A 24,625-nucleotide genomic window follows, 5' to 3' on the forward strand; every position below is an offset into this window, starting at 1 on the left:
CCGCGCGAAGTTTCGCCCGGAGCACGATCTCGCCGAACAGCCGCCCTGCACGTCGCGCGCGGCCCTTCGGGTCCGGACCCCGTTCTAGTCGCGCGAATAGCCGATCAAAGGCTTGCGCGGGCGGAACAGGATCATCAGCAGGATGCCGACGACGCCGAGAACGGCGAAAACCGGCTGATCCAGCACGAGGCGGATCACCGAGGTCCAGAGCCAGGGCGCCTTGGCCTCGACCCAGGTGCGGAAGGCCTGCTGGCTCGCCTGGTTGATATCGTTCCAGAACTGGCCGAACCGGGTGAACCGGAGGCTCTGGTCGGCCACCCAGCGGGCGCCGTCATAGACCATGAAGATGAAACCGCCGGCCAGCAGCAACAGCCCAATCAGTCGGAAAAAGCCGCGGATCATGCCTCACCTTCTATGGCCGTGCGGCCCAAAGGCCCTTAAAACGAAGCCAGCCAATACCCGGCTGACGGCAGAAATTCAACCTCATCAGGGCGTTAGGGCTCGGGCCCGGGGCGTCCAAAGCGCGTTTTCCAGCCCGGAAAGCGTTTGACGCTGCCTCAGGCCCCCTCTATAAGGGCGCCAACTGGCGGCGGGCGCAATCCTGCCGCCGCTGTTCTTTGAGCAGTTGCAGGCGATGTCCAGGGCTCAGTGCCACGAGGCCGTCGCTCATGTTCGGGGAACGGCCTTGCACCGAACACCCTAAATCCGAGCGTCGATTACGCGGTCCAGCTGCCGGCGCCACCCGATCAAGACGCGACCGGTCTACCGCAGAGGATATTTGAGACCATGGCCAACACTACTTCCGCCAAGAAGGCGACGCGCAAGATCGCCCGCCGTACCGCCGTCAACAAGTCGCGCCGCACCCAGATGCGTGGTGTCGTCCGCACCGTCGAAGAAGCCATCAAGACCGGCGACCACGGCGCCGCGCTGAAGGCGATGGCCAACGCCGAGCCCGCGCTGATGCGCGCCGCCCAGCGCAACATCATTCACAAGAACAATGCCAGCCGCAAAGTCTCGCGGCTCACCGCGCAGATCGCCAAGCTCGCCAAGTAAGCCCGACCGATCTTCGCGTGCGTCAATCAGCCCGGCATCTCGCCGGGCTTTTTTGTTGTCCATCACATTCGCCGCGACCATCACATTCGCGGATGACATCATCGCCGCTGCGGCCGATTGTCGTCGGCAGGCTCCGATCGACGTCACACAACTTTCCAGCAATTCTCATCAGCTGCGTGAGCTGCGAGCCTGGCGCGCATTTTCAGCCTGCGTTTTCGGGCTGCGTTTTTGCCACAGCGGAAACTTTCACCGCGTTGCGAAAAGGCACTGCGGGACGGGCACAAATGAAATCCCGGCGCAAGCCAGTTGTTCTCACCGTAGATTCACCGGACGGTGCGCCGCGGTGGAGTTACCCTGCGAAACGAGACTCGAAAAACGGAGTTTCGATAATCACTTATCCACATAGCGACGACAAGCATTTGGAAAATGAGCTCGCGCGGCACTCGCGTGAAGGTTTTGTAAAATATTTTTGGCCGCCGTTCGAGATTTGTCACATATCGCGTTTCGTGTTCGATTCTCCACGCGGATTCAAAAACTTGGTCTCGGGCCTGTGAACAAGTCGCGTGCGGCGTTAACGCAGATCAAGTTTTTAGGCGCCTCAAGTGTGAATCAATTTCGTTGCGAGTCTTAGCGCATCGTGTATTTCTTAAGTCGTTCGCGGCGCCCACGATCTTCAGACCAGCGCGGTTTAGGAAACGGGGCGAGCGTGCAAATCGGCGGCGGTCTGCACGTTGGCGGCGCTTTACCAAGCGATTGTCGGTACAAAACCCATAGCGATATGGGAACGGTAGTTCATTGCCTGAATGTCTCCAAGCGAGACCTGTGCGTCTCGTTCGCGTCAAACGCAAAGCGAGACAGGCCAGGGGGCATATTGAAACTATCCGACACGCGCGAAAGCGACGCCGGGTGAACGGTTAGTACAGACGGGCGAGGCGTCCGCGACCGGAGCAATTCCGACGCGGGAGTCTTTTAGACACGCAGGACCTTGCCGTGAGCGATCACGGCAGGACGGGGAGGTATCATGTCTCACGGACTCAACGCGGTATTGAATCACGTTTCCTATTCCAACGATGCCGTTCTAGGTCCGTCCGACCTCCAGCCTCCCGCGTGTGACGGAGCGCCGAGTACGCGCTGACCTCGCGACCCTTCCATCTCTTCTGACATCGCTGATCGGCCCGCGGCATTTCAGCCGAACGGCCGAGCCATGCCTTGAAGATGGACTCGCTTGAGGTCACGCCATGGCAGCAACCCTGCATGGCGCTCACAACGCAACCTTATCTCTCAAGAGAAGTTTTCTGACGATGACGACATTGGAACAGGATCGCTGGTCACGCGTGAAGGGTCGGCTGCGCTCGAGCGTTGGCGAAGACGTCTACACGAGCTGGTTTGCACGGATGGATCTGGAAGGTGTGCAGGACGAAAGCGTGCGGCTTTCGGTTCCGACACGCTTCCTGAAGAGCTGGATCCAGGCCCACTACGCCGAGCGCGTGCTGTCGTGCTGGCAGGCCGAAATGCCGGAAGTTCATCGCATCGACCTCACCGTCCGCTCCGCGGTGCGCCCGGTGGCGCAGCCGAAGGAAGCACCGGCTCCGGTCGAGGTGCGTCGTACGCCCGCACCCGAGTTGCGTTCGACCGCGACCGCGCCGGTCTCCGCCAATCACGACGCGCTCGGCGGCTCGCCGCTCGATCCGCGCCTGACCTTCGCGAGCTTCGTCGTCGGCCGCTCCAACACGCTGGCGCATGCGGCGGCACGCCAGGTCGCGGAAAGACGCCGCGGCGATCCCGTGATGTTCAACCCGCTCTACATCCATGCCGGCGTCGGCCTCGGCAAGACGCATCTTCTACAGGCGGTGACCTGGTCCGGCAATTCCGGCAGCGAGCGCAAGGTGCTCTATCTCACCGCGGAAAAATTCATGTACGGCTTCGTCGCCGCGCTGAAGACGCAGACCGCGCTCGCCTTCAAGGAAGCGCTGCGCGGCATCGACGTGCTCGTGATCGACGATCTGCAATTCCTGCAGGGCAAGTCGACGCAGGCCGAGTTCTGCCACACGCTGAACGCGCTGATCGACGCCGGCCGTCAGGTCGTGATCGCGGCGGACCGTCCGCCGTCCGATCTCGAGAGCCTGGACGACCGCGTCCGCTCGCGGCTTGCCGGCGGCCTCGTGGTCGAGATGGCCTCGCTCGGCGAAGATCTGCGGCACGGCATCCTCAAGTCGCGCGTCGCCGCGGCCCGCGCCCATCACGCCACTTTCGACGTGCCGGAAGAGGTGCTGCTTTATCTGGCGCGCACCATCACCCATAACGGCCGCGATCTCGAAGGCGCGATCAACCGGCTGCTCGCCCACTCCAAGCTCAACAACCAGCCGGTGACGCTGGAGATGGCCGAGCGCGAGGTGCGCGATCTGGTCCGGCCGCAGGAGCCCAAGCGGATCAAGATCGAGGACATCCAGCGCGTGGTGGCGCGACAATATAATGTCAGCCGCTCCGACCTCCTGTCCTCGCGCCGGACCGCCAACGTGGTCCGTCCGCGCCAGGTCGCGATGTACCTCGCCAAGACGCTGACCTTGCGCTCGCTGCCCGAGATCGGCCGCCGGTTCGGCGGACGCGACCACACCACGGTGCTGCATGCCGTGCGCAAGATCGAGGCACTGGTCGGCAAGGACACCGCGCTGTCGGAGGAAGTGGAATCGCTGAAGCGCCAGCTCCAGGAATAAACGCCTACCTGTTTCGCCGTTCTCCCGCCGCCCCGGCCATGCCAGGGCGGCGGGCTTCGTTTTTGCCTGTAAATCGTGGGGAACTGCCCCTCAATCCCTTGAAACGGATGGCTTTCCGCGCCACCTTGCGCGACCCTGGCGGCTTTGGTCATATCGGCTGGATGATCCGGCTTTCCGGGGTCTCGGTGCCGCGTCGTGCTTCCGGCCGCGCGGCTTTTCCATCGCTTTTCCACTTGGGGATCGGGCGGGTAGTGCAATGAAGGTTACGGTCGAACGCGCGCAGCTCCTGAAATCGCTGGGCCACGTCCATCGCGTCGTCGAGCGTCGCAACACGATTCCGATCCTCGGGAACGTGCTGGTGCGCGCCGAAAACGCCAAACTGTCGCTGAAGGCGACCGATCTCGACCTCGAGGTGACGGAGACGCTCGCGGCGGAAACCGCGACCGCCGGCTCCACCACCGTGCCCGCCCACATGTTCTACGACATCGTGCGCAAGCTGCCGGACGGCTCGCAGATCGTGCTGGAAGCCGACGGCGACCGCGCCGTGCTGGCCATCCGCGCCGGCCGTTCGCGCTTCACGCTGCAGACCCTGCCGGAGAATGATTTTCCGGATCTGGCCGCGGGCGATATGTCGCATTCCTTCAGCCTCGCCGCCAAGGACGTCAAGCGGCTGATCGACCGCACCCAGTTCGCGATCTCGACCGAGGAGACGCGCTATTACCTCAACGGCATCTATTTGCATGCCGCCGGCACTGCCAAGGCGGCGACCTTGCGCGGCGTCGCCACCGACGGCCACCGCCTCGCCCAGCTCGACCTGGTCCAGCCCAAGGGCGCCGAGGGCATGCCCGGCGTGATCGTGCCGCGCAAGACCGTCGGCGAGGTGCAGCGCCTGATCGAGGACACCGAGGCAGAGATGACGATCGAGCTGTCGCCGGCGAAGATCCGCTTCACCATCGGCAACGTCGTGCTGACGTCGAAGCTGATCGACGGCACCTTCCCCGACTATGGCCGCGTGATCCCGCAGAACAACGACAAGGAGCTCGTCGTCGCCAAGAAGGATTTCGAGAACGCGGTCGACCGCGTCTCGACCATCTCCAGCGAGCGCGGCCGCGCCGTGAAGCTCTCGCTGTCGGCGGGCAAGCTGGTGCTGTCGGTGACCAATCCGGATTCCGGCAGCGCGACCGAAGAGCTCGAGGTCGAATACGCCTCCGACGCGCTCGATATCGGCTTCAACTCGCGCTACCTGCTCGACATCGCCGCCCAGATCGAGGGCGAGGTCGCGACCCTCAGACTGGCCGACCCCGGCTCGCCCACTCTGGTCCAGGACCGCGACGACAAGAGCGCACTCTACGTGCTGATGCCAATGCGGGTGTGAGGGGCGTGCTGCCTCACCGGCACACACTGTCTTCAGAATCGAACACGATGCGCATTGCTGTGCCCTCTCCCCTTGCGGGAGAGGGCTACTCCGCTGTTGGCCCGGACCTCACTCGGGTGAGGGGTCCTCTCGCCGCATTCCCTATGCGGAGGCAACCCCTCATCCGGCCTCGCTCCGCGAAGCCACCCTCTCCCGGAAGGAGTGAGGGTGAAGGCAGTGCGCTCCAAAGACGTTCGGAATGAACGCCGATGCCGCAAGATCCGCACCATCGGCCAACTGCCAAACATATTCGCCAATTCGCGAAAAACATGCGTCACGATCCGACGGATGCCGAAGCAGCCATGTGGCGCCTGCTGAGGGATCGCCGTCTGTCAGACCACAAGTTTCGCCGACAGGTTCCGATCGAAAACTACATTCTCGATTTCGCATGCTTCGAGAAGCGTCTCGTAATCGAGATCGACGGCAGTCAGCACGCGGAATCGCAGCGTGACGCAACCCGGGATGCCATACTTTCCGCTAAAGGCTTCTCAATCGTCCGCTACTGGAACAATGACGTGCTCCAGCAGTCCACCTCCGTGCTGGAAGACATCCTTGCAAAGCTCGCCGCGCGGTAACATACCCCTCACCCGTCGCCTCACTTCGTGAGGCGCCACCCTCTCCCACAAGGGGAGAGGGGAAGAATGGCGTCCATGACGAACAATCGATGACCCCCTCCCGCATTCATCGCCTGACGCTGACGCATTTTCGCAATTACCGGGCGGCGGGGCTCGAGACGGCGGCCGACATGGTGGCGCTGGTCGGGCCCAATGGGGCGGGCAAGACCAATTGCATCGAGGCGATCTCGTTCCTGTCGCCGGGACGCGGCCTGCGGCGCGCGACGCTGGAAGACGTCGCCGACAATCAGGGCGACGGCTCCTGGGCGGTCTCGGCGCAGGTCGAGGGCGCGCTGGGGCTCGCCACGCTCGGCACCGGCATCGATGCGCCGCGCGCCGATGCCGCGGTCAGCCGGCGCTGCCGCATCGACCGCGAGCCGGTCGGCTCGGCCGCCAGCTTCGGCGACCACATCCGCATGGTCTGGCTGACGCCGGCGATGGACGGCTTGTTCATGGGCGCGGCCTCCGAGCGGCGGCGCTTCTTCGACCGCCTCGTGCTCGCCATCGACAACGAGCATTCCAGCCGCATCTCCGCGCTGGAACGTTCCCTGCGCTCGCGCAACCGCCTGCTGGAGACGCGCAATTACGACGACCATTGGTGTGATGCGATCGAGCGCGAGACCGCCGAGCTCGCGGTCGCGGTCGCGGCGACGCGCGGCCAGACCGCGGCACGCCTGACCGGCATGCTGAACGCGCGCGCCGAAGCCTCCGCCTTTCCGTCCGCCAGGATCGCGCTGGACGGCTGGATGGAGAATGCGCTGCTCGACGAAACCGCAACGTCGGTCGAGGACCGCTACCGCCAGATCCTGCGCGACAATCGCCCGCGCGATGCGATCGCCGGCCGCACCACCGACGGACCGCATCTCACCGACCTTCAGGTCGTCTATGCGCCCAAGAACATGCCGGCGCGCGACGCCTCCACCGGCGAGCAGAAGGCGCTGCTGATCGGCCTCGTGCTGGCGCACGCGACGCTGGTCGCCGAGATGACCGGAATCGTGCCGCTGTTGCTGCTCGACGAGGTGGTCGCGCATCTCGATCCGAACCGGCGCGCGGCGCTGTTCGAGGAACTGCGCAAGCTCGGCGCGCAGGTCTGGCTCACCGGCGCGGACCCCGCCGCTTTCGCCGAGATCGGCCCCGGCGGCGAGGTTTTCGACGTCGAGAGCGGGCGGGTTTCGGCCCGGCGCTAGAAGCCCCCGCGCACATTTCGACCCGCAGAAACGCGGGTCGCGGAGCGCGTCAAACGGGCTTTCGAATCGGGCTTTTCGCAGGCCCGGAAATCGGCCCTCGAACACCTTGAAACGCAGCCAAAAATCCCTATCTGCTCAAAGGGTTGCCCGAGGATACTTTGCGCTAGGCGCAAGCGGTCTTTCGTGGCACAAATGGCCTGCAAATCAGCACCCTTTGCGCCGCTGATTCGGGCGACATCTCGAAGGCCTCTCATGACAGAACCTGCTCGGCAGCCGCGTGCCGAAAACGAGCCCTCCAACGCGAGCGAATACGGCGCGGAATCGATCCGGGTGCTCAAAGGTCTCGATGCCGTCCGCAAGCGGCCGGGCATGTATATCGGCGACACCGACGACGGATCCGGCCTGCACCACATGGTGTACGAGGTCGTCGACAACGCGATCGACGAAGCGCTCGCGGGTCATGCCACGCGCGTCGACGTCGTGCTCAATGCCGACAATTCCGTCACCGTGCGCGACGACGGCCGCGGCATTCCGGTCGACATCCACAAGGGTGAAGGCATCTCGGCGGCCGAGGTCATCATGACCCAGCTCCATGCCGGCGGAAAGTTCGACCAGAATTCCTACAAGGTCTCCGGCGGTCTGCACGGCGTCGGCGTCTCCGTCGTCAACGCGCTGTCGAGCAAGCTGGGCTTGCGCATCTGGCGCGACGACAGGGAGCATTACATCGAGTTCGCCCATGGCGATGCGGTCGCACCGCTGCAGGTGGTCGGCGATGCGCCGGGTCGGCGCGGCACCGAGGTGACGTTCCTCGCCTCGACCGAGACGTTCAAGAACATCGAATATGATTTCGCCACGCTCGAGCATCGTCTGCGCGAGCTCGCCTTCCTCAATTCCGGCGTCAACATCATCCTCTCCGACATGCGTCACGCGGTCGAGAAGCGCGAGGAGATGCACTATTCCGGCGGTGTCGAGGAATTCGTCAAATATCTCGACCGCAACAAGAAGGCGATCGTGCCGGCACCGATCATGGTGCGCTCGGAAGCCAACGGCATCGGTGTCGAGGCCGCGCTGTGGTGGAACGACAGCTACCACGAGAACGTGCTGTGCTTCACCAACAACATCCCGCAGCGTGACGGCGGCACCCACCTCGCCGGTTTCCGCGGCGCGCTGACGCGCCAGGTCAACGGCTATGCCGAGGCCAATGCGAAGAAGGAAAAGATCGCGCTGACCGGCGACGACTGCCGCGAAGGCCTCACCGCCGTTTTGTCGGTGAAAGTGCCCGATCCGAAATTCTCGTCGCAGACCAAGGACAAGCTGGTCTCCTCGGAAGTGCGCCCCGTGGTCGAGAACGTCCTCAACGAGGCGCTCCAAGCCTGGTTCGAGGAGCACCCCTCGGAAGCCAAGATGATCGTCGGCAAGGTGATCCAGGCCGCCGCTGCCCGCGAGGCCGCGCGAAAGGCGCGCGAGCTGACCCGCAAGAGCCCGCTCTCGGTCTCCTCGCTGCCCGGCAAGCTCGCCGACTGCCAGGAAAAGGACCCGGCGAAGTCGGAACTCTTCATCGTCGAGGGTGACTCGGCAGGCGGCAGCGCCAAGCAGGGTCGCAACCGCGAATTCCAGGCGGTGCTGCCGTTGCGCGGCAAGATCCTCAACGTGGAGCGTGTCCGCCCCGACAAGATGCTGTCGTCGGAGCAGATCGGCACGCTGATCACCGCGCTCGGCACCGGCATCAGCGACGAGTTCTCGGTCGAGAAGCTGCGCTATCACAAGATCATCGTGATGACGGACGCCGACGTCGACGGCGCCCACATCCGCACCCTGCTGCTGACCTTCTTCTACCGGCAGATGCGCGACATCATCGACGGCGGCTATCTCTATATCGCCCAGCCGCCGCTCTATAAGGTTTCGCGCGGCAAGTCCGAGCAGTACCTGAAGGACGAGCGGGCGCTGGAGGACTACCTGATCGATGCCGGGCTCGACGACTGCGTGTACGTTCCCGGAAACGGCGGCGACCGCACCGGGCGCGACCTGCGCGCGCTGGTCGACGACGCCCGGGTGGTCCGCAGCATCCTGCGCAATCTGCACAGCCGCTACAATCGCAAGGTGATCGAGCAGGCCGCCATCACCGGCGTGCTGAACAAGTCGATCTACGGCAACCCCGAGAACGCCGCCGCAGCGGCGCAATACATCGCGAACCGGCTCGACAACCAGGCCGAGGAGGTCGAGCGCGGCTGGATCGGGCAATTTGTCGAAGGCCAGGGCTTCATGTTCGAGCGCACCGTGCGCGGCGTCAAGGAAGCAGCCCTGATCGACGATGCATTCCTGGGCTCGGTCGAGGCGCGCAAGCTCGACGAGTACACGACGAAGCTCCAGGACGTCTACGCCCGCTCCGGCAAGCTACGGCGCAAGGACAGCGAGCATATGGTCCACGGTCCGGTCGACCTGTTCGAGGCCGTCACCGAAGCCGGACGCAAGGGCATCACGCTGCAGCGCTACAAAGGCCTGGGCGAGATGAACCCGGAGCAGCTCTGGGAGACGACGCTCGACACCGACGTACGCTCGCTGCTGCAGGTGAAGGTCAAGGAGGTCGACGAGGCCGACGACATCTTCACAAAGCTGATGGGCGACGTGGTCGAGCCGCGCCGCGACTTCATCCAGGAACACTCGCTGAGCGCGACGATCGATATCTGAGGCTTGCATCCATCCTGATCCCGAGGAGCCCGCGTCGAGCGGGCGCCTCGAAGGATGGTCACGGACTCGAGGCGCGCGTTTCGCGCTCCTCATCATGAGGGTCTTGTGACACGGCAGGTCCGGAGGGCCCCGGGACGACGGGCGGTCCCGGCAAGCCCGAATTGCCCCCCCGCGCAATTCTCTGTATTTTCCGCCTTCGATAGCCGCCCCACCCAACAGGATAGCGAGAACCCATTTGGCGCCGATCCAATACATCGTCGAGGGCGGTCACCGGCTCTCGGGCTCGATCGAGCCGTCCGGCAACAAGAATTCGGCGCTGCCGATCATCGCGGCTGCGCTGCTCACCGAACACCCGGTGACGCTGCACAACGTTCCGCGCATCCGTGACACCGAAACGCTGGTGGAGCTGGTCCGCTCCGTCGGCGCGTCGGCCGAATGGACCGCGCGCAATACGCTGGTCATCCAGGCCAAGAGCATCCGCGCCGCCGATCTCGATCCCGATCTCTGCATCCGCATCCGCGCCTCGATCCTGCTCGCCGGCCCCCTGCTGGCCCGCTGCGGCGAAGTGATGCTGCCGCCGCCCGGCGGCGACGTCATCGGCCGGCGCCGGCTGGACACGCATGTGCTCGCGCTGGAGCAATTGGGCGCCAAGGTCACGGCGACCGACCGGCTCGAATTCCGCGCGCCCAAGCTCACCGGCGCGGACGTGTTCCTGGACGAGCCGAGCGTCACCGCGACCGAGAACGCGCTGGTCGCGGCCGTGGCCGCCGACGGCATCACCTATCTGCGCAACGCGGCCTCCGAGCCGCATGTGCAGGACCTCGCCAATTTCCTGGTCGCGCTCGGCGCCAGGATCGAGGGCATCGGCACCAACACCATGATCATCCACGGTCCGGCGACGCTGGGATCCGCGACCTATTCGATCCAGCCCGACCATATCGAGGTTGGGTCGCTGATCGGCCTCGCCGCCGTGACACGCTCTCCGCTGCGCATCGTGCGCGCCGGCGTCGAGCACCTGCGCTCGATCCGGATGGGCTTCGAGCGGCTCGGCATCGTCTGCCGCGTCGAAGGCGACGACCTCATCGTGCCCTCGAACCAGACCATGAAGATCCAGGACGATTTCGGCGGCCATGTGCCCAAGCTGGAGGACCAGCCCTGGCCCGCCTTCCCGGCCGACCTGATGTCGATCGCGATCGTCACCGCCACGCAGTGCGAAGGCGTGATCCTGATGTTCGAGAAGATGTTCGAATCCCGGATGTTCTTCGTCGACAAGCTGATCGCGATGGGCGCGCGCATCGTGCTGTGCGACCCGCACCGCGCCATCATCGCCGGCCCGAGCCGCCTGCGCGGCGCATCGATGATCTCGCCCGATATCCGCGCCGGCATGGCGATGCTGCTCGCGGCGGTCTGCGCCGAGGGCACCTCGACGATCAACAATGCGGACCAGATCGAGCGCGGCTATGAGCGCATCGACGAGCGGCTGAACGCGCTGGGCGCGAAGATCAAGCGCGTGCCGGAGCGGAAGAGCTAAGGCAGTCTTCCTTCTCCCCTTGCGGGAGAAGGTGGCGCGAAGCGCCGAATGAGCGGTTCTCTCCGCGAATTCAATTCTCATTCGAACGCGCGGAGAGAACCCCTCACCCGTCTCGCCGCCGCGCGGCGAGCCACCCTCTCCCACAACGGGAGAGGGTGAGGAAACCCGCAAAGGGAAAGGGTGGGGAAACACACCGCGCCGCGCTTCGCGGCTGCGGGACAGTTGCGCGCAGGGCCATGTTTTCGACGTGTGCCTGTGCTATGGACCGGCCATGCTCGACACGATCCAGCCCCGTCCGCAGCCGCAAGCCGGCGTGCCGCAGAATCACCTCGCCGCAGAGTTCGTCGAGACGCTGCGGCTGGCTGTCCCGCTGATGCTGACGCAGCTCGGGCAGATCGCGATGATCACGAGCGATCTCGCGCTGATCGGCAGGCTCGGCGAGGATGCTGTTGCCGCGGCCGCGCTGGCGCACACGGTCTATTTCGTCAGCTTCACCTTCGGGCTCGGACTGGTGTCCGCGGTTTCGCCGCTGGCCGCGCAGGCGTTCGGCGCCGGCGATGTCGGCCGCCTCCGCCGCTCGCTGCGCGTCGGCCTGTGGGTCGCGCTGCTGATCTCGCTGCCGATGATGGCCTCGCCGCTTTATGGCGACCACATCCTGATTGCGCTGGGACAGGCCCCGCATTCGGCCGCGCTCGCCCAGCGCTATCTGAACGGACTGGCCTGGGGCATCGCGCCGGCGCTCGGCTTCATCGCCCTGCGCAGCATGATGAGCGCCGTGAACAGGCCGCAGGCGCCGCTCTGGATCACGCTCGCGGCGATCCCCGTCAACGTGGCGCTGGTCTATTGCCTGATCCACGGCCTGTTCGGCCTGCCGGAGCTCGGCCTGTTCGGAGCGGGTCTTGCGACCACGCTGGTCAATCTGGGCACTTTCATCGCCGCGCTCGCGATTGCGGCGTGGCGCAAGCCGTTCGCGGACTATCATCCGCTTGCCCATCTCTGGCAGATCGATTGGCCCCTGATGCGTCAATTGATCGCGATCGGCGCTCCGATCTCGTTCTCCCTGCTGCTGGAGTACGGCCTGTTTTCCTCGGCATCGCTGCTGATGGGATTGATCTCCACGACGGCGCTTGCCGCGCACCAGATCGCGCTCCAGATCACGGCCGTGCTGTTCATGGTTCCGCTCGGCGTCGGCATGGCCGCCACCGTGCGCGTCGGCCATGCCTTCGGTCGCAACGAGCCCGGAGGAGTGAGGCGCGCGGGTCTCGTGGCGACGCTGCTCGGGATCACGCTCGTCGCGGCGCTGACCGTCGCGATCATCCTCGGCCGCTACGAACTGGGACGACTGTTCTTCGGCAGCAGCGCGGCCAGCGCGCCGACCGTCGACCTGACCGCGACGCTGCTGCTGGTCGGCGCCACCTTCTTCATCGCCGATGCGCTGCAGACCATCATGGGCGGCGCACTGCGCGGCATCAATGACACCCGGATGACGCTGGTGTTCGCCGCGATCGGCTATTGGTGCGTCGGCTTCCCCGTCGCCTGGATGCTGGGCTTTCACACCAGCCTTGGCGCGGTCGGCATCTGGATAGGGTTGTCGATCGGATCGTTCGTCTATGCCGGCCTGCTGATCTTGCGCTTCAGGATGCTGACGCGCAGATTGGCGGGATGATCGGAACAGTCCGCGAAGTCGCACCCGAAATCGACGCCGGCACGCTTCTGGCCGGCGCGCAGTTCATCGACGCTTTCCGCGTCGGGATCGGCACCACGCCGCTGAACGCCCGCGAAGCCTGCGTCCGGATGGTGCTGCACGGGCCGCGCTGGATCGATGCGCTGCTGCGCCTGCGCAACATCGCGGTGACGCCGCTCGGGCTGAAGACCTCCGGCGAAGGCGCGCCGGCGCCGGGCGGGCTGATCGGCCTGTTTCCCGTGCTGAGCGAGACGCCGGAACGGCTGGTCGCGGGCTTCGACGATCATCACCTCGACTTCCGCGTCGTGATCGACGTGACCGGCCTCGCGGCGGACCGTCAGGTCACCTCGACCACGCTGGTGCGGACGCACAATCTCCTCGGCCGGACCTATCTCGCGCTGATCATGCCCTTCCACAAGCTCGTGGTCCGGAGCATGATGGGGAGCATCGTGGAGCCGGCGCGATGACCTTGTCCGTCGACCTCTTCTTTTCCTTCCGCAGCCCCTACAGCTATCTGGCCCTGCCGAAGACGCTCAGGCTCGTCGAGCAGTACGACCTCGCGGTGAATCTGCGACCGGTCTATCCGATCGCGGTGCGCGTCCCCGGCTTCTTCAAGAAAGCCAGCCCGCAATTCGCACGCTACATCGTGCTCGACTCCCGCCGCGTCGCCGAGCGCGAGGGCATTCCGTTCCGCTTTCCGCGGCCCGATCCGATCGTGCAGGACATGACGACGCTCGACGTCGCGGCCGAGCAGCCCTACATCCACCGCCTGACGCGGCTGGGCGCCATGGCACAGCTCGAGGGGCGCGCGCTGGCATTCGCCTGTGCGATCGCGCCCGTGCTGTGGGACGGTTCGGTCGCGGGCTGGAACGAGGGCGATCATCTCGCCCGCGCCGCCGGGCAGGCCGGCTTCGATCTCGCGGCGATGGATGCCGCCGTCACCGCCGATGCGGATCGCTACGAGCAGGTGATCGCGGACAACGAGAGAGACCACGCCGCCTCCGGCCATTGGGGCGTGCCGACCTTCGTGTTCGAGAAGGAGCCGTTCTTCGGCCAGGACCGCATCGACCTCCTGCTCTGGCGCCTGCAGGGCAAGGGCCTGAAGCGGCGTTAGCGCGTTCGTTCGCGCAGCGTCAGGTGCGTTTTGCTACTCAGACCGGCATCGATGCATGCCGCCCCTGCGCGAGATGCAGGCGTCCCGCGGTCAAAGGCCGCATGCGTTCCGGTATCCGGAACATCGCACCGGTCATGCCGCATAACAGGGACTGAGGACGTCATCAGGATTAATAAAGACTCCATCATCCGATGGCAGTTTTACAACACCCACAATCAGAATCTGCCGCTGCCGGGAAATTACCTCGAAGGCTGCGGAGCTAGGTTCTAACATCAATTCCAATAGTTTACTTTGCCTGCAGTCGATCTCTGCCGTCAGTCGAGTTGCTTCGTGTCAACACTCTCCCCCGCCAGTTCAGCGAGCTTGCACTCTCCGTCAGCCGCGGAGGCCTCCGAGGTCAACGCGCCCCGATTTTCGCTGACCTATGTTCCAGAACTGGACGGCCTGCGGGGAGTTCTGGCGCTCTGCGTGGTCTTCGCCCACACCAACATGACGTGGATGTCGGGTGTCGAGATCTGCATGGAGACGTTCTTCGTTTTCAGCGGCTACCTGATCACGTCGCTCCTCCTCGTCGAGCACGAAAGAACAGGCTCAATCTCGCTCAGCAGGTTCTACCTGCGACGCCTGCGACGTCTCTATCCGCCGCTGGTCGGCATGGTCGTCACTTTCGTGGTGCTGTCCGTGCTGTTGAATCCGCATTACCCGATGGGATTGACCGAAGCTGCGGTCGCGCTGACCTACACCAAGGACTACTATCACTTCTTCGATTTCCCGCAGCAGCTCTACAATACGGGGCACCTCTGGTCGCTGGCCGTCGAGGAGCAGTTCTACCTGTTCTGGCCTCCGATCTTCCTGCTCCTGATGCGAAGATGGGGAGCGACGCGTTCGATCATCGCCATCCTGCTCGGCGTCGCGCTCGTCGTTGCCATGGCGCGCGCCTATGTCGCCTATCTCGGCGTTTCCGGCAGGGACTACATCTATCCCGTCTTCCATTTCCGGATCGATGCGCTGCTGATCGGATGCGCACTGGCCATCGTGCTTCGGCTTTTTCCGCTGCGCAACCATCCGAAAATCGCGGGCTTCCTGAGTGCCTCGATGATTCCGGTCGCCTGCCTGGCAGTCTTCACCCTGTTCTCGCTGGGCCATTTGTCGAACGCCTATTTCTACTACGTGTCGCTGCTGGCCTCCTTGGGTAGCGCCGTGCTCCTGAGCGGCTTCGTTTCGGGCCGCCGATCACTGGTGCACAACATCCTGCAGAACTCCGTCCTGAGAGCCGTCGGACGAATGTCCTACAGCTTGTACATCTGGCACTGGCCCATCTTCATCTGGCTCGTCTACCCCTACCAATTCGACTCGCTGCCGGACTTCGCCATTCGGGTCGCGATCGCGTGGCCGCTGTCGTTTCTTGCCGCGTCGATGTCCTATGTGCTGTTCGAACGGCCCGTCATGCAGGCCAGGCGAGTGGCCCTCGCTTCGCCGGCCCAGCCCTCCGGACAGGCAAGCCGGCTGAACCTCCTGCGCCCGGCGTCGATCCTGCAGAACGCATTCAGACTTGATAAAGCCGTGTAGGCGGCAAGATGCAGACCGGCGAGACGCTTGCTGACGCTGCTCCCTCGATACCGGTCGAAGATGCATCCACAACAGACAGTGCTGTCCTTTCGGGGCGTCGCGTGTTCCTGTCCCGCCCCCTTGTGAAAGGCGCGCGAAGCCTCCTTGCCATCAGTGCGTCGACCTTCGTCGCAATGCTGGTGTTGGGCGGCCTCGCGATCACGGGCTCGCTGCTCTACGTGATCGGCCCCGAGTCGGCTCCGCCTTCGCCCGCCGTGCGGCACGCGCTGCTCACGACTCTCCCCGAGTTGATCCAGCCCGAACCTCGCGAGGCGTTCGTCTATTTCGGCATGCTTCTCGCCTCGCCGCTGATCGTCTACGGCGCCTGCAGATTGGCGCGTCGCTGGAAGCTCCCGTCGGCGCCCCGCTACGGGGACCGGTGCGCACTTCTCGCCTTCGTCGCCGGCGCTGCCGCCGTGCGTCCCTGGAATGTACCGTTCCTGTCGGAATTGCCGCGACACGCGCTGGAATCGGGGCTTCCCTGGAAACCCCTTGTGATCGCCGCCGCCGCGGCTGCTCTGCTTTTTCATGCGCGGGCGGGCACCGGCAAGCTGGCCCGATATCTTGTGGCGGGCGCCATCTGCATTCTGGCGACCCTCCTGATCTTCTCCTGGCTGGTCTTCGGCGCCGCTGCCGTCGAGGGGGCCGACGCGACGTTCGTGTCCCACTGGGACGCGACCCTCTATTCCATAACCCAGATCGCCCATGGCTCGGTCTGCCTGTACGACATCGTGCCGCAATACGGATGCTACGGAGAATTCCTGCGCCCGGTCTTCGCGATCATCGGTCTCTCCGTGACATCGGCGACACTCGTTCTCGCGACGCTGCAATCACTCAGCAGCATCGCGATCATCGGCTTTTCGTTCGTCATCTTCCGGTCGACCCTGCTCGCGGCGGCCGCGAGCCTCTGCTTCCTGCTTTTCTCGAACACGGTCTTCTATGTCAGCGCGGGCCAGTATTTTCAGTACATGCCGATCAGGCTGCTGTTTCCGGCATTTAGCCTGTGGTGCTTCTTCTTCTGGTCGCGCCGCAGCAGCTTCGCCCGCGCCGCGCTGATCGGAATCTTCGGCGGGCTGGCGCTCTTCTGGAATCTCGACTCCGGTGCGGTGGTCGCGACGGCGCTTGGGTTGCTCATTCTTTTCGTCGATGCCGGCGCGGGCGAAGCGCCCCTTCCGGTCCGCCTCCGTCGCGTTGCCGTCTATTGCTGCGCGCTGGCCGCGACAATCCTCGTCGCCTTGCTCTATCTCTGCCTGCGTGCCGGCGCGCTCGTCGATCCCGCCGGGCTCACCTACTATCAGAGCATCTTCTTCGGCCTGGGTTTCCTGATGCTGCCGATGTCGCCGGCTCCGGATTACTGGACGATCGGCGTGGCGATCCTCGCCATCGTGCTTTCCTTCTACGCCGCCGCGGCGGCCGGGCCGCGATCCACCAGCCTGGAGGGGGCCGCCTATCTCGCGGTGCTCGGCGCGGGGCTGTTGTCCTATTTCATAGGGCGCTCACATGTCGTGCTGTTCATGCTCGCGGCGTGGCCGATCGTCATCCTGACGTTCTATGTTCTCGACCATTATCAGGCGAGATTTGCCGCAGTCGGGCAGCACACCGTTGCGGCATTGCTCAGATCCGTCGGCGCCGTCGCATCGGTTCTGGCGCTTGCCGCAATCGCCGGCAGATTGCCGCATATCGAAGGAATGACGACCCGCCAATGGGCGGCTGCCATTCAGGGTGATCCGGCTTCTCCTGTCGTTCAGGACGCGGACTTCATCTCGCAGACGACCGCTCTTGGGGATCGGATCGCTCTCTTCGCGGAAAACCAGGCGTCGCTGCTCGCCGAATCGAACCGGCGCTCCTTCATCAATCCGGGATTCGTGGAAACGCTGCTGCGGACGGACGTCGATAAGACCGTTTCGGCGGTCGAGCAAGACGGACCGAAGCATCTCTTCATAAGCCGGGACCTGCTCGGCCATGACCACCAATTGTTCGTGTTCGAGCCCTGGGTCCGGGACAATTACGAGCGGCTGACGTTGCGCTACAGGCTGTCGGAATCAGGGCCAGGCGACCGTCTGCTTCATTTCGTCCGCATCCCGTAGGTCGAACGAGCGCCGAGGCTCGCCTCGCGGCGGGACACGCCGCCGCTCACTCCGCCACGCGCACCGATTTGTCGGCCGCCGCCTCCGACCATTCGCCGACGACGCGATCGAGGTCACAGAGGTTCTGGTGCATCTGCTCCAGCGAGAAGCCGAGCGCGAAGAAGCGCTCCGCGGTGTCGCCGGGATGGCCGCGGATCAGGCCGTCGTGACGCACGGCGGCGACCGCCTCGGCATAGTGCTGGAGCGCGACGTGCACGGGATGGATCGGCGGCGCACCGGCGCCCTCGCGCAGGGCCGCCGCCGCCGCCCGCAGGAAGTATGCGATCGCGGTCGAGACCTCGGTCAGCGGGGCCGCGAGCCGGGTCTGTACCTCGATCGGCAGCGGCACAACGGTGGCACGGCCGATCATCACGACGTCGTGGCGCAGCCGCAGGATCGTTCGCAGTAGCGGGCCGGTGTCGGGGCCGCCCGACAGCCGCGCCGAGCGCTCGCGCTCGGCTTCGGCGCCGATGGCGTTGAGGCCGACCATTGCCGTGCCGATGCCGTCCTGGATCCGGTGCAGGGCGTCGTTGTCGCGGCCCCGGGTGAGGCCTGCGAGCAGCTCGGCGAAGGCGTCCGCGATCAGTTCGAGCAGGATCGCCGCGCTGGCCCGGATCTGCCGCACCGCGCGCGAGGGCAGCACCAGAAACGAGACGAGCAGCCCCGTGATGGCGCCGACCGCCACCTCGCTCACGCGGTCGATCGCCGAGGCCATGGGATCGGCGTGATGCATGGACGGCAGCACGAGCACGATCACGGCCGTCACCGTCGCGGCACTCAGGCTCGGATAGATCGAGGCGACAAAGGCGAGAGGCGCCACGGCCAGCACCAGCAATCCGAGGAGACCGAGTTCGCCGGAATAGGGGATCAGCACCGCGATGGCGGCGCCATAGAGCGCACCGCCGACGGTGCCCAGCATGTAGTCGCGCGTCGCCTTGAGCGATCGCCCGACGCTCATCTGGGTCACGATGATCGAGGTCAGGACGGCCCAGAGCGGCAAGAGCAGATGGAGCGCGGTGGCGATCGCATAGGCACTGGTCGCCGCCACCGTGACCCGGACCGCCAGCCCCAGTTGCGTCCGCCGCGACCGGATCCGGTCGAACACCTGTTTTGCGAGTGTCATCGTCAGAAGTCCCGGCCCATCCCTCGTAACCGATCCGAAGCATAGCTGATGCCCGCGGCCCGAAGGCCGCTTGAAAGGCCAAATCAGCCCGCCTAACTTGCGCGCCAAAACGAGGAAACACGATGGCCCACGAAACCGCAACGCTCGCCGCTTATGTCGCCAACCTGAAATACCAGGATATTCCGGCGGAGGTGCTGGATCGCGCCAAGGTGCTGACGCTGGACTTTCTGGGCAGCGCCATCCGGGCCCGCAGCGAGGCGGAATCGACCCCGTCGCTGCTGAAGATGCTGGAAGCGCTGGCGCTCGACACCAAGGGCGAGTCCACCGTGTTCGGCGACACCAAGACCTGGACACCGGCGGTCGCCGCCCTGCTCAACGGCGCGCTCGGCCATTCCCTCGATTTCGACGACACCCACGCCGATTCCTCGCTGCATCCGAGCGCGCCGGTCGTCCCGGCCGCGTTCGCCGTCGGCGAGATGGTCGGGGCTTCCGGCCGCGACGTGCTGACCGCGATCGTCGCGGGCTACGAGGTCTGCTGCCGGCTCGGCAACGCGCTCGACCCGACCTCGCATTATGCGCGCGGCTTCCACCCGACCGCGACAGCCGGCACCTATGGCGCCGCCGCGGCCGCCGGCAAGCTGTTCGGCCTCGGCGAGAAGCAGATCATCGCCGCGTTCGGCGTCTCCGGCAGCCAGGCCGCGGGCTCGCTGCAATTCCTGGTCAACGGCGCCTGGAACAAGCGCTACCAGGTCGGCGCCGCCGCGATGAACGGCGTGATCGCCGCCACGCTGGCGCGCAACGATTTCATCGGCTCGACGGAATCGGTCGAAGGCAAGCACGGACTGCTCGCCGGCTACACCGACGATCCGCATCCGGACAAGGCGGTCGCCGAACTCGGCAAGACCTACGAGACCATGAAGATCGGCGTGAAGCCCTATCCGAGCTGCCGCTACACCCACGCCGCGATCGATGCGCTGATCGCGATGCGGCGCGAGCACAATCTGACGCCCGACCAGGTCAAGCGCGTCGAGATCGGACTGCACCGCAACGGCATCACGCTGACCGGCGACGCCGCGACCAAGCGTCATCCCACGTCGATCGTCGGCGGCCAGTTCTCGATGTTCTTCACCGGCGCGCTCGCGCTCGACCAGGGCAGCTTCGGCTGGGACGATTACAACCGGCTCGGCGACACCGCCATCGACGCACTGGCCGACAAGTTCGACGTCGTGCAGGACGACCGGCTGGAGATCGGCCGCACCCATCCGTTCGGCGCCCGCGTCAGCATCACCACCGACGACGGCGTGCATGAGCGGCTCTATGCCGATCCCTCGGGCGAGCCGGCTTCCTTCCCCGATGCGCAGGCGATGCAGCAGAAGTTCCTGACGCTGGCGCGCCCGGTGCTGAACGCGCGCGCGGAGAAATTCGCGGACGCGATCATGACATTGGAGCGGTTCGATCGCGTCGCCAAGGCGACGGAGCTGGGACGGCAGTAGCTGCAAGGCTGGCGCGACGACGCGCCCCTCACCTTAGCTTTGCGAGACGGGTTGGTTTACGAAGCACGCCACCTTCTCCCGCAAGGGGAGAAGGAAGAAGTGCGCTAGTCCGCGCCCGCCATCTTGCCCTTGCCGCGCGTGGCGGCCACCACGTCCCGCACCAGGCCGAATACGCCATCCGCTTCCGGCGGCGCATTCGGCGAGCGGCCGAGACGCGCGATGACCAGCCGCTCCGACGGAATCACAATCAGGTATTGGCCGATCGTCCCCTTGGCGAAGAAGGCGTCACGCGGCCAGCCGTGGGCGACACGGAACTTGGCGCCGAAACTGTCGCCTTGGTTGGTCCAGAAGCCGGCGCCGATGCCGACCCACGCGTTCGGCGTCGCCGAGGCGGAATAGCTCACCCAGCCTTCCGGCAGGATACGCTTGCCGGCGACGACGCCATCGTCGAGATACAGCTGGCCGAAGCGCGCCCAGTCGCGTGCGGACGCCAGCATTTCGCCGGAGCCCTCGATCGTACCGGCGCCGTCGAGCTGCAGTGTCACATGGTGCATGCCGAGCGGCGCGAACAGTTCGCGGCGCGCGAAGCGGAGCGCGTCAGCGGGATTGCCGCCGGACGCATCGCGGATCAGGCGCGAGAGAATGACGCTGTTGCCGTCGTGATAATTCCACGCGGTCCCCGGCGCGGTCGCAAGCGGCGCGCGCGCGGCAAATGCCGCCATGTCGTCTTCCGCATATTTCATCGCATTGACCGGCTCGAGCACGGAGCCGAGCGAGGCCTGCAACGAGCTTCCGAGCGCGAGGCCGGCGGTATGACGCAGCAACTGGTCGACGGTGACGGCATGGCGCGGATCATCCGGATTGCGCCAGGCCGCGACCGGAGCGGGCCCGTCGAGCTTGAGTTTGCCCTGGCGCACCAGAATGCCTGTCAGCGCCGAGGTCACCGACTTGGTCATGGAGAAGCCGAGCAGCTGCGTCTCGGGCCCGATGCCATCGGCATAGCGCTCGGCTATGACGCGGCCCGCCTTCATGACGACGATCGCGCGCGTGCGCCGGTAGGGCGGCTGCGCGGGTTCGGCGAAAGCGCGGTCCAGTGCGGCCGCCAGTTGCTCGCTTTGCGGCGCCACCAATTCCGGGCCGGCGATCTCCGGCAGCAGGGCGGGCTGCTCGTCATCCGGCGGCGTCGCGACGTCGGCGATCCCCCGGCCGTGCTCGAGCGTGCAGCCGAGCCCCTCGCGATAGATCGCATGGCTGCGGCCGATACCGAACAGCGTCACTGTGACATCCTTGCGGGCACGATCGACCTGAAACTCCATCGCCCAGGTGAGCAGACCCGCACCCGGCATCGCGTCGGTGGTCTCCGCGAGGTCGCGCTGAGGATCCAGGCCGGAGACGAAGATCTCCGAGCAGAGCGTATCGGCGATGAATCCGGTAGCGATTTTGGGCACGTCACGCGCCCGCGCCGCGGCGAGCGCGAGGCCGACACAGGCAATGGCGGTGGTGGCGAGAATGATCTGGCGGCGGCGGGTCACGGGCTTTCTCCGGCTTCGAGGCGAGCGCCGCAGAGAAGGCCAGAAGCGGCGGGGCGACCGCTCGCCGGATTTGGAAAATGACCTCGCCGAAACCGGCGCGGGCTGGTCGATTCTGGAATTCTACAATGAAATCAAATAATTGATTTTCGGCGCATTCGCTGCTGGGCAGCGGAGACGGCCGCTCCATTTCAAGGCAGTTTGGCTGGAATCCCGCTTGCGGCCATCCTTCGAGACGCCCGTCTGCGGCGGGCCCTCAGGATGAGGCTGGGTTTCGCGGCGAGATGCCAAGCGCTTCGTGGCGGGATATCCGATCCTCATGGTGAGGAGCCCGCCTCAGGCGGGCGTCTCGAACCATGCAGGCCGGGCAGGTTCGTCAGCCTCTCAACCATCCTGCACGATCGCCCCGCCGTAAGCGGGCAAAGGCGTGGGCTGGGAGAGGCAAAGGCCCCCCATCACGCCGAACGTACCCTCACCCGCCGGTACTCGGTCGGCGTCACGCCCGTGACCGCCTTGAAGGCGCGGTTGAAAGGGCCGAGCGACTGGAAGCCGGCATCCATGGCGATGGTGATGACCGGCACTTCGGCCTGCGCCGGATCGGCCAGTGCGGCCTTGGCCTCCTCGATCCGGTGGTTGTTCAGGAACACATTGAAGTTCCGATAGCCGAGCCGCTGGTTGATCAGCCGCCGCAGCCTGTATTCGGGGATTTTCAACCGCGTCGCCAGCGCGCCGATGGTGATGTTCTCCTGGCGATAGACCCGCTCGTCGGCCATCAGCCGCATCAGGGCATCGACCAGCTTTTGATCGGCAGCGTCATCGGCCGCAGGCTGGCTGAAAACAATCGGCGGTGCAGGCTCCGCGGCGGCCGGAAACAGATCCGCCCCATCGACGCGCATCATGGCATAGGTGATCGCCGCGACGGTGCAGGCGAGCACGCCGGCATTGATGGCCTCGGCGACATCGCCGACGTGATACCCGGCGACGGTGATCTGGAGCACCGCGTTCAGGCCGCCATAGAGCGCGGTTGCGCAGACAATGAAGACGCGAGCGCTGCGGCGGCGCTCGACCAGGTCGGCCCGCCAGGAGGCGATCGTCTGTCCGACCGCCAGCGCGATGAAGGCGAGCACGATCAGATCGACCAGCCTCACTGAAAGCCGGACATGACCGTTGGGAGCGATCCAGACGCAGCCTGCGAAGCTGAAGGCCGTCACCAGCGCCCAGATACACCCGTGCCACCAGCGGAGGCGAAACTCGTCGTCAAACAGGGAGCGCGTGAACAGCCAGAACACCACGATGTTGCCGGTCGACAACGCGATCAGCGGCGCAAGCCCGAGCGGGACGCGCGACGTGACATCGAGCGAATAGCTGACGGCATGCGCGGCCGAGCCCAGCGCGAATGCAGCGCCGAGCCGCCCCGCCGGCACGTTGCGAAAATCCGCGAGCAACGACGTCGCCAGCACGAGCAGCAGCGCGACGCTTGCGGCACGAAAGGCGAGTTCGAGGGTGGCAGGGGTCATCAGTCGGCGCGACCGGTCGCGGTTGACATCAGCCGAACATCGTCGCTCGCGCCGGCGTTTTCAAGAACTTTGCCGTGGCCCGCGGTCACACAGGGTGACTCGGCATGATCGGAGAAACCATCACACGCCCCGGTTTCCAACATTGCTCTCGCGGGCATCCTCCGGCAGCGGCAAATAGGTCATCGCGCCGACGATCCGACCGGCGCGACGCCCCGATCAAATCCTGTTAGGATCGCCCCTATAAAGAAGGAGTTTCCCATGAGCTGGCAACCTTCCAACGATCCCGTGCTCGGCGATCCCATGTCCTGCGACGCGCTCGATCTCGTCATCGTGCCGCGCACCCGCGACCTCGGCGACGGTTTCGCCGTGCGACGCGCGCTGCCGCACGGCAAGCGGCAGATGGTCGGCCCCTTCATCTTCTTCGACCATTTCGGACCGGTGCAGTTCGTCTCGGGCAAGGGCATGGACGTGCGCCCGCATCCGCATATCGGGCTCGCCACCGTCACCTATCTGTTCGACGGCGCGATCATGCATCGCGACAGCGAGGGCAACATCCAGGAGATCCAGCCCGGCGCGATGAACCTGATGACGGCGGGACGCGGTATCGCGCACTCCGAACGGACGCCGGATGCGCAACGCGCGTCAGGCCAGAAGATGCTCGGCCTGCAGAGCTGGATTGCGCTGCCGGCCGGATCCGAGGAAATCGCGCCATCGTTCCAGCATTACGGTGCCGGCGACCTGCCGATGATCTCCGAGCGCGATTTCACCGCGCGGGTGATCGCGGGCTCGTCGTTCGGCATCACGTCGCCAGTGTCGATGGTCTCGCCCTGGTTCTACACCGAGGTCGCGGCCGCCGCAGGCGCCAGCGTTCCGCTCGATCCCGACCATGAGGAGCGCGCGATCTACGTCGTCGACGGCGAGGTCGAGATCGCGGGCGAACGCTACGAGGGGCCGCGACTGCTGATCTTCCGACCCGGCGACCGCATCACTGTGAAGACCCTCAAGGCCACGCGCATGATGTTTCTCGGCGGCGATGCGCTGGAGGGGCCGCGCCACATCTGGTGGAATTTCGTCTCCTCCAGCAAGGAGCGGATCGAGCAGGCCAAGCAGGACTGGAAAACCGGCCGCTTCGCGACTGTTCCGCAAGAACATGAGTTCATTCCGCTGCCGGAATAGGCTATCCCGATCTCAGCCGTGCCACCACGCACGGCTGAAACCTCCCGTCCGAAG

Annotated in this window: 18 protein-coding genes; 14 read left to right on the plus strand and 4 right to left on the minus strand. The window is 65.4% G+C overall.

Translation table 11 applies throughout. The annotated features are described in order from the left end of the window. Window positions 1-84: 84 nt before the first annotated feature. The gene (locus QM712_RS08745) at window positions 85-402 is read right to left on the minus strand and encodes a hypothetical protein (RefSeq protein ID WP_415022675.1); all 318 of its coding nucleotides are present in this window, start codon (window positions 400-402) and stop codon (window positions 85-87) included. A gap of 384 nt (window positions 403-786) precedes the next feature. Here QM712_RS08745 and rpsT point away from each other — a divergent pair, with 384 nt between their 5' ends. The 12 genes from rpsT to QM712_RS08805 all read left to right on the plus strand — a co-directional run bounded on the left by rpsT (window position 787) and on the right by QM712_RS08805 (window position 17,694). Continuing rightward, on the plus strand, window positions 787-1,053 hold the full coding sequence (rpsT, locus tag QM712_RS08750) for a 30S ribosomal protein S20 (protein WP_415022676.1): 267 nt from the start codon (window positions 787-789) through the stop codon (window positions 1,051-1,053). A 1,301-nt stretch (window positions 1,054-2,354) separates the two neighbouring features. Next, the gene (gene dnaA / locus QM712_RS08755) at window positions 2,355-3,767 is read left to right on the plus strand and encodes a chromosomal replication initiator protein DnaA (RefSeq protein ID WP_415022677.1); all 1,413 of its coding nucleotides are present in this window, start codon (window positions 2,355-2,357) and stop codon (window positions 3,765-3,767) included. A 256-nt stretch (window positions 3,768-4,023) separates the two neighbouring features. Continuing rightward, a complete protein-coding gene (gene dnaN / locus QM712_RS08760; RefSeq protein ID WP_415022678.1) occupies window positions 4,024-5,142 on the plus strand; it encodes a DNA polymerase III subunit beta in 1,119 nt (372 codons plus the stop codon). A gap of 248 nt (window positions 5,143-5,390) precedes the next feature. Beyond that, entirely contained in the window at window positions 5,391-5,756 is a 366-nt protein-coding gene (locus QM712_RS08765; protein WP_415022679.1) for an endonuclease domain-containing protein, read from the plus strand. 89 nt (window positions 5,757-5,845) lie between these two features. Beyond that, entirely contained in the window at window positions 5,846-6,982 is a 1,137-nt protein-coding gene (gene recF / locus QM712_RS08770) for a DNA replication/repair protein RecF (RefSeq protein WP_415022680.1), read from the plus strand. A 252-nt stretch (window positions 6,983-7,234) separates the two neighbouring features. After that, window positions 7,235-9,670, plus strand: coding sequence for a DNA topoisomerase (ATP-hydrolyzing) subunit B (gene gyrB, locus QM712_RS08775; protein ID WP_415022681.1), 2,436 nt, complete (start codon window positions 7,235-7,237; stop codon window positions 9,668-9,670). Window positions 9,671-9,905: 235 nt separating this feature from the next. Further along, window positions 9,906-11,201 (plus strand): UDP-N-acetylglucosamine 1-carboxyvinyltransferase, encoded by a 1,296-nt coding sequence (gene murA, locus QM712_RS08780; protein WP_415022682.1) that lies wholly within the window; start codon window positions 9,906-9,908, stop codon window positions 11,199-11,201. A gap of 271 nt (window positions 11,202-11,472) precedes the next feature. Further along, complete coding sequence (locus QM712_RS08785) at window positions 11,473-12,867, plus strand: MATE family efflux transporter (protein WP_415022683.1); 1,395 nt, start codon at window positions 11,473-11,475, stop codon at window positions 12,865-12,867. Further along, complete coding sequence (locus QM712_RS08790; RefSeq protein WP_415022684.1) at window positions 12,864-13,352, plus strand: DUF2867 domain-containing protein; 489 nt, start codon at window positions 12,864-12,866, stop codon at window positions 13,350-13,352. The genes QM712_RS08785 and QM712_RS08790 overlap by 4 nt, the downstream gene beginning before the upstream one ends. Further along, the gene (locus tag QM712_RS08795; protein WP_415022685.1) at window positions 13,349-13,999 is read left to right on the plus strand and encodes a 2-hydroxychromene-2-carboxylate isomerase; all 651 of its coding nucleotides are present in this window, start codon (window positions 13,349-13,351) and stop codon (window positions 13,997-13,999) included. The genes QM712_RS08790 and QM712_RS08795 overlap by 4 nt, the downstream gene beginning before the upstream one ends. Before the next feature lie 330 nt (window positions 14,000-14,329). Then, on the plus strand, window positions 14,330-15,568 hold the full coding sequence (locus QM712_RS08800; RefSeq protein ID WP_415022686.1) for an acyltransferase family protein: 1,239 nt from the start codon (window positions 14,330-14,332) through the stop codon (window positions 15,566-15,568). Window positions 15,569-15,741: 173 nt separating this feature from the next. Continuing rightward, window positions 15,742-17,694, plus strand: a complete 1,953-nt coding sequence (locus tag QM712_RS08805) for a hypothetical protein (protein WP_415022687.1) — start codon at window positions 15,742-15,744, stop codon at window positions 17,692-17,694. Window positions 17,695-17,740: 46 nt separating this feature from the next. Here the strand turns inward: QM712_RS08805 and QM712_RS08810 are convergent, their stop codons facing one another. Then, window positions 17,741-18,856: an FUSC family protein gene (locus tag QM712_RS08810; RefSeq protein WP_415022688.1), complete on the minus strand. Its 1,116-nt coding sequence runs from the start codon at window positions 18,854-18,856 to the stop codon at window positions 17,741-17,743. Between the two features lie 122 nt (window positions 18,857-18,978). Between QM712_RS08810 and QM712_RS08815 the strand changes: the two genes are divergently transcribed. Then, complete coding sequence (locus QM712_RS08815; RefSeq protein WP_415022689.1) at window positions 18,979-20,349, plus strand: MmgE/PrpD family protein; 1,371 nt, start codon at window positions 18,979-18,981, stop codon at window positions 20,347-20,349. 104 nt (window positions 20,350-20,453) lie between these two features. Here the strand turns inward: QM712_RS08815 and QM712_RS08820 are convergent, their stop codons facing one another. Together QM712_RS08820 and QM712_RS08825 are read right to left on the minus strand one after the other, a co-directional pair. Next, entirely contained in the window at window positions 20,454-21,881 is a 1,428-nt protein-coding gene (locus QM712_RS08820) for a serine hydrolase domain-containing protein (RefSeq protein ID WP_415022690.1), read from the minus strand. 452 nt (window positions 21,882-22,333) lie between these two features. Then, the gene (locus tag QM712_RS08825) at window positions 22,334-23,395 is read right to left on the minus strand and encodes a helix-turn-helix domain-containing protein (RefSeq protein ID WP_415022691.1); all 1,062 of its coding nucleotides are present in this window, start codon (window positions 23,393-23,395) and stop codon (window positions 22,334-22,336) included. Window positions 23,396-23,653: 258 nt separating this feature from the next. Here QM712_RS08825 and QM712_RS08830 point away from each other — a divergent pair, with 258 nt between their 5' ends. Next, window positions 23,654-24,571 (plus strand): pirin family protein, encoded by a 918-nt coding sequence (locus QM712_RS08830; protein ID WP_415022692.1) that lies wholly within the window; start codon window positions 23,654-23,656, stop codon window positions 24,569-24,571. Window positions 24,572-24,625 lie beyond the last annotated feature (54 nt).

Source organism: Bradyrhizobium sp. (assembly GCF_047605465.1).
GTDB lineage: Bacteria > Pseudomonadota > Alphaproteobacteria > Rhizobiales > Xanthobacteraceae > Bradyrhizobium.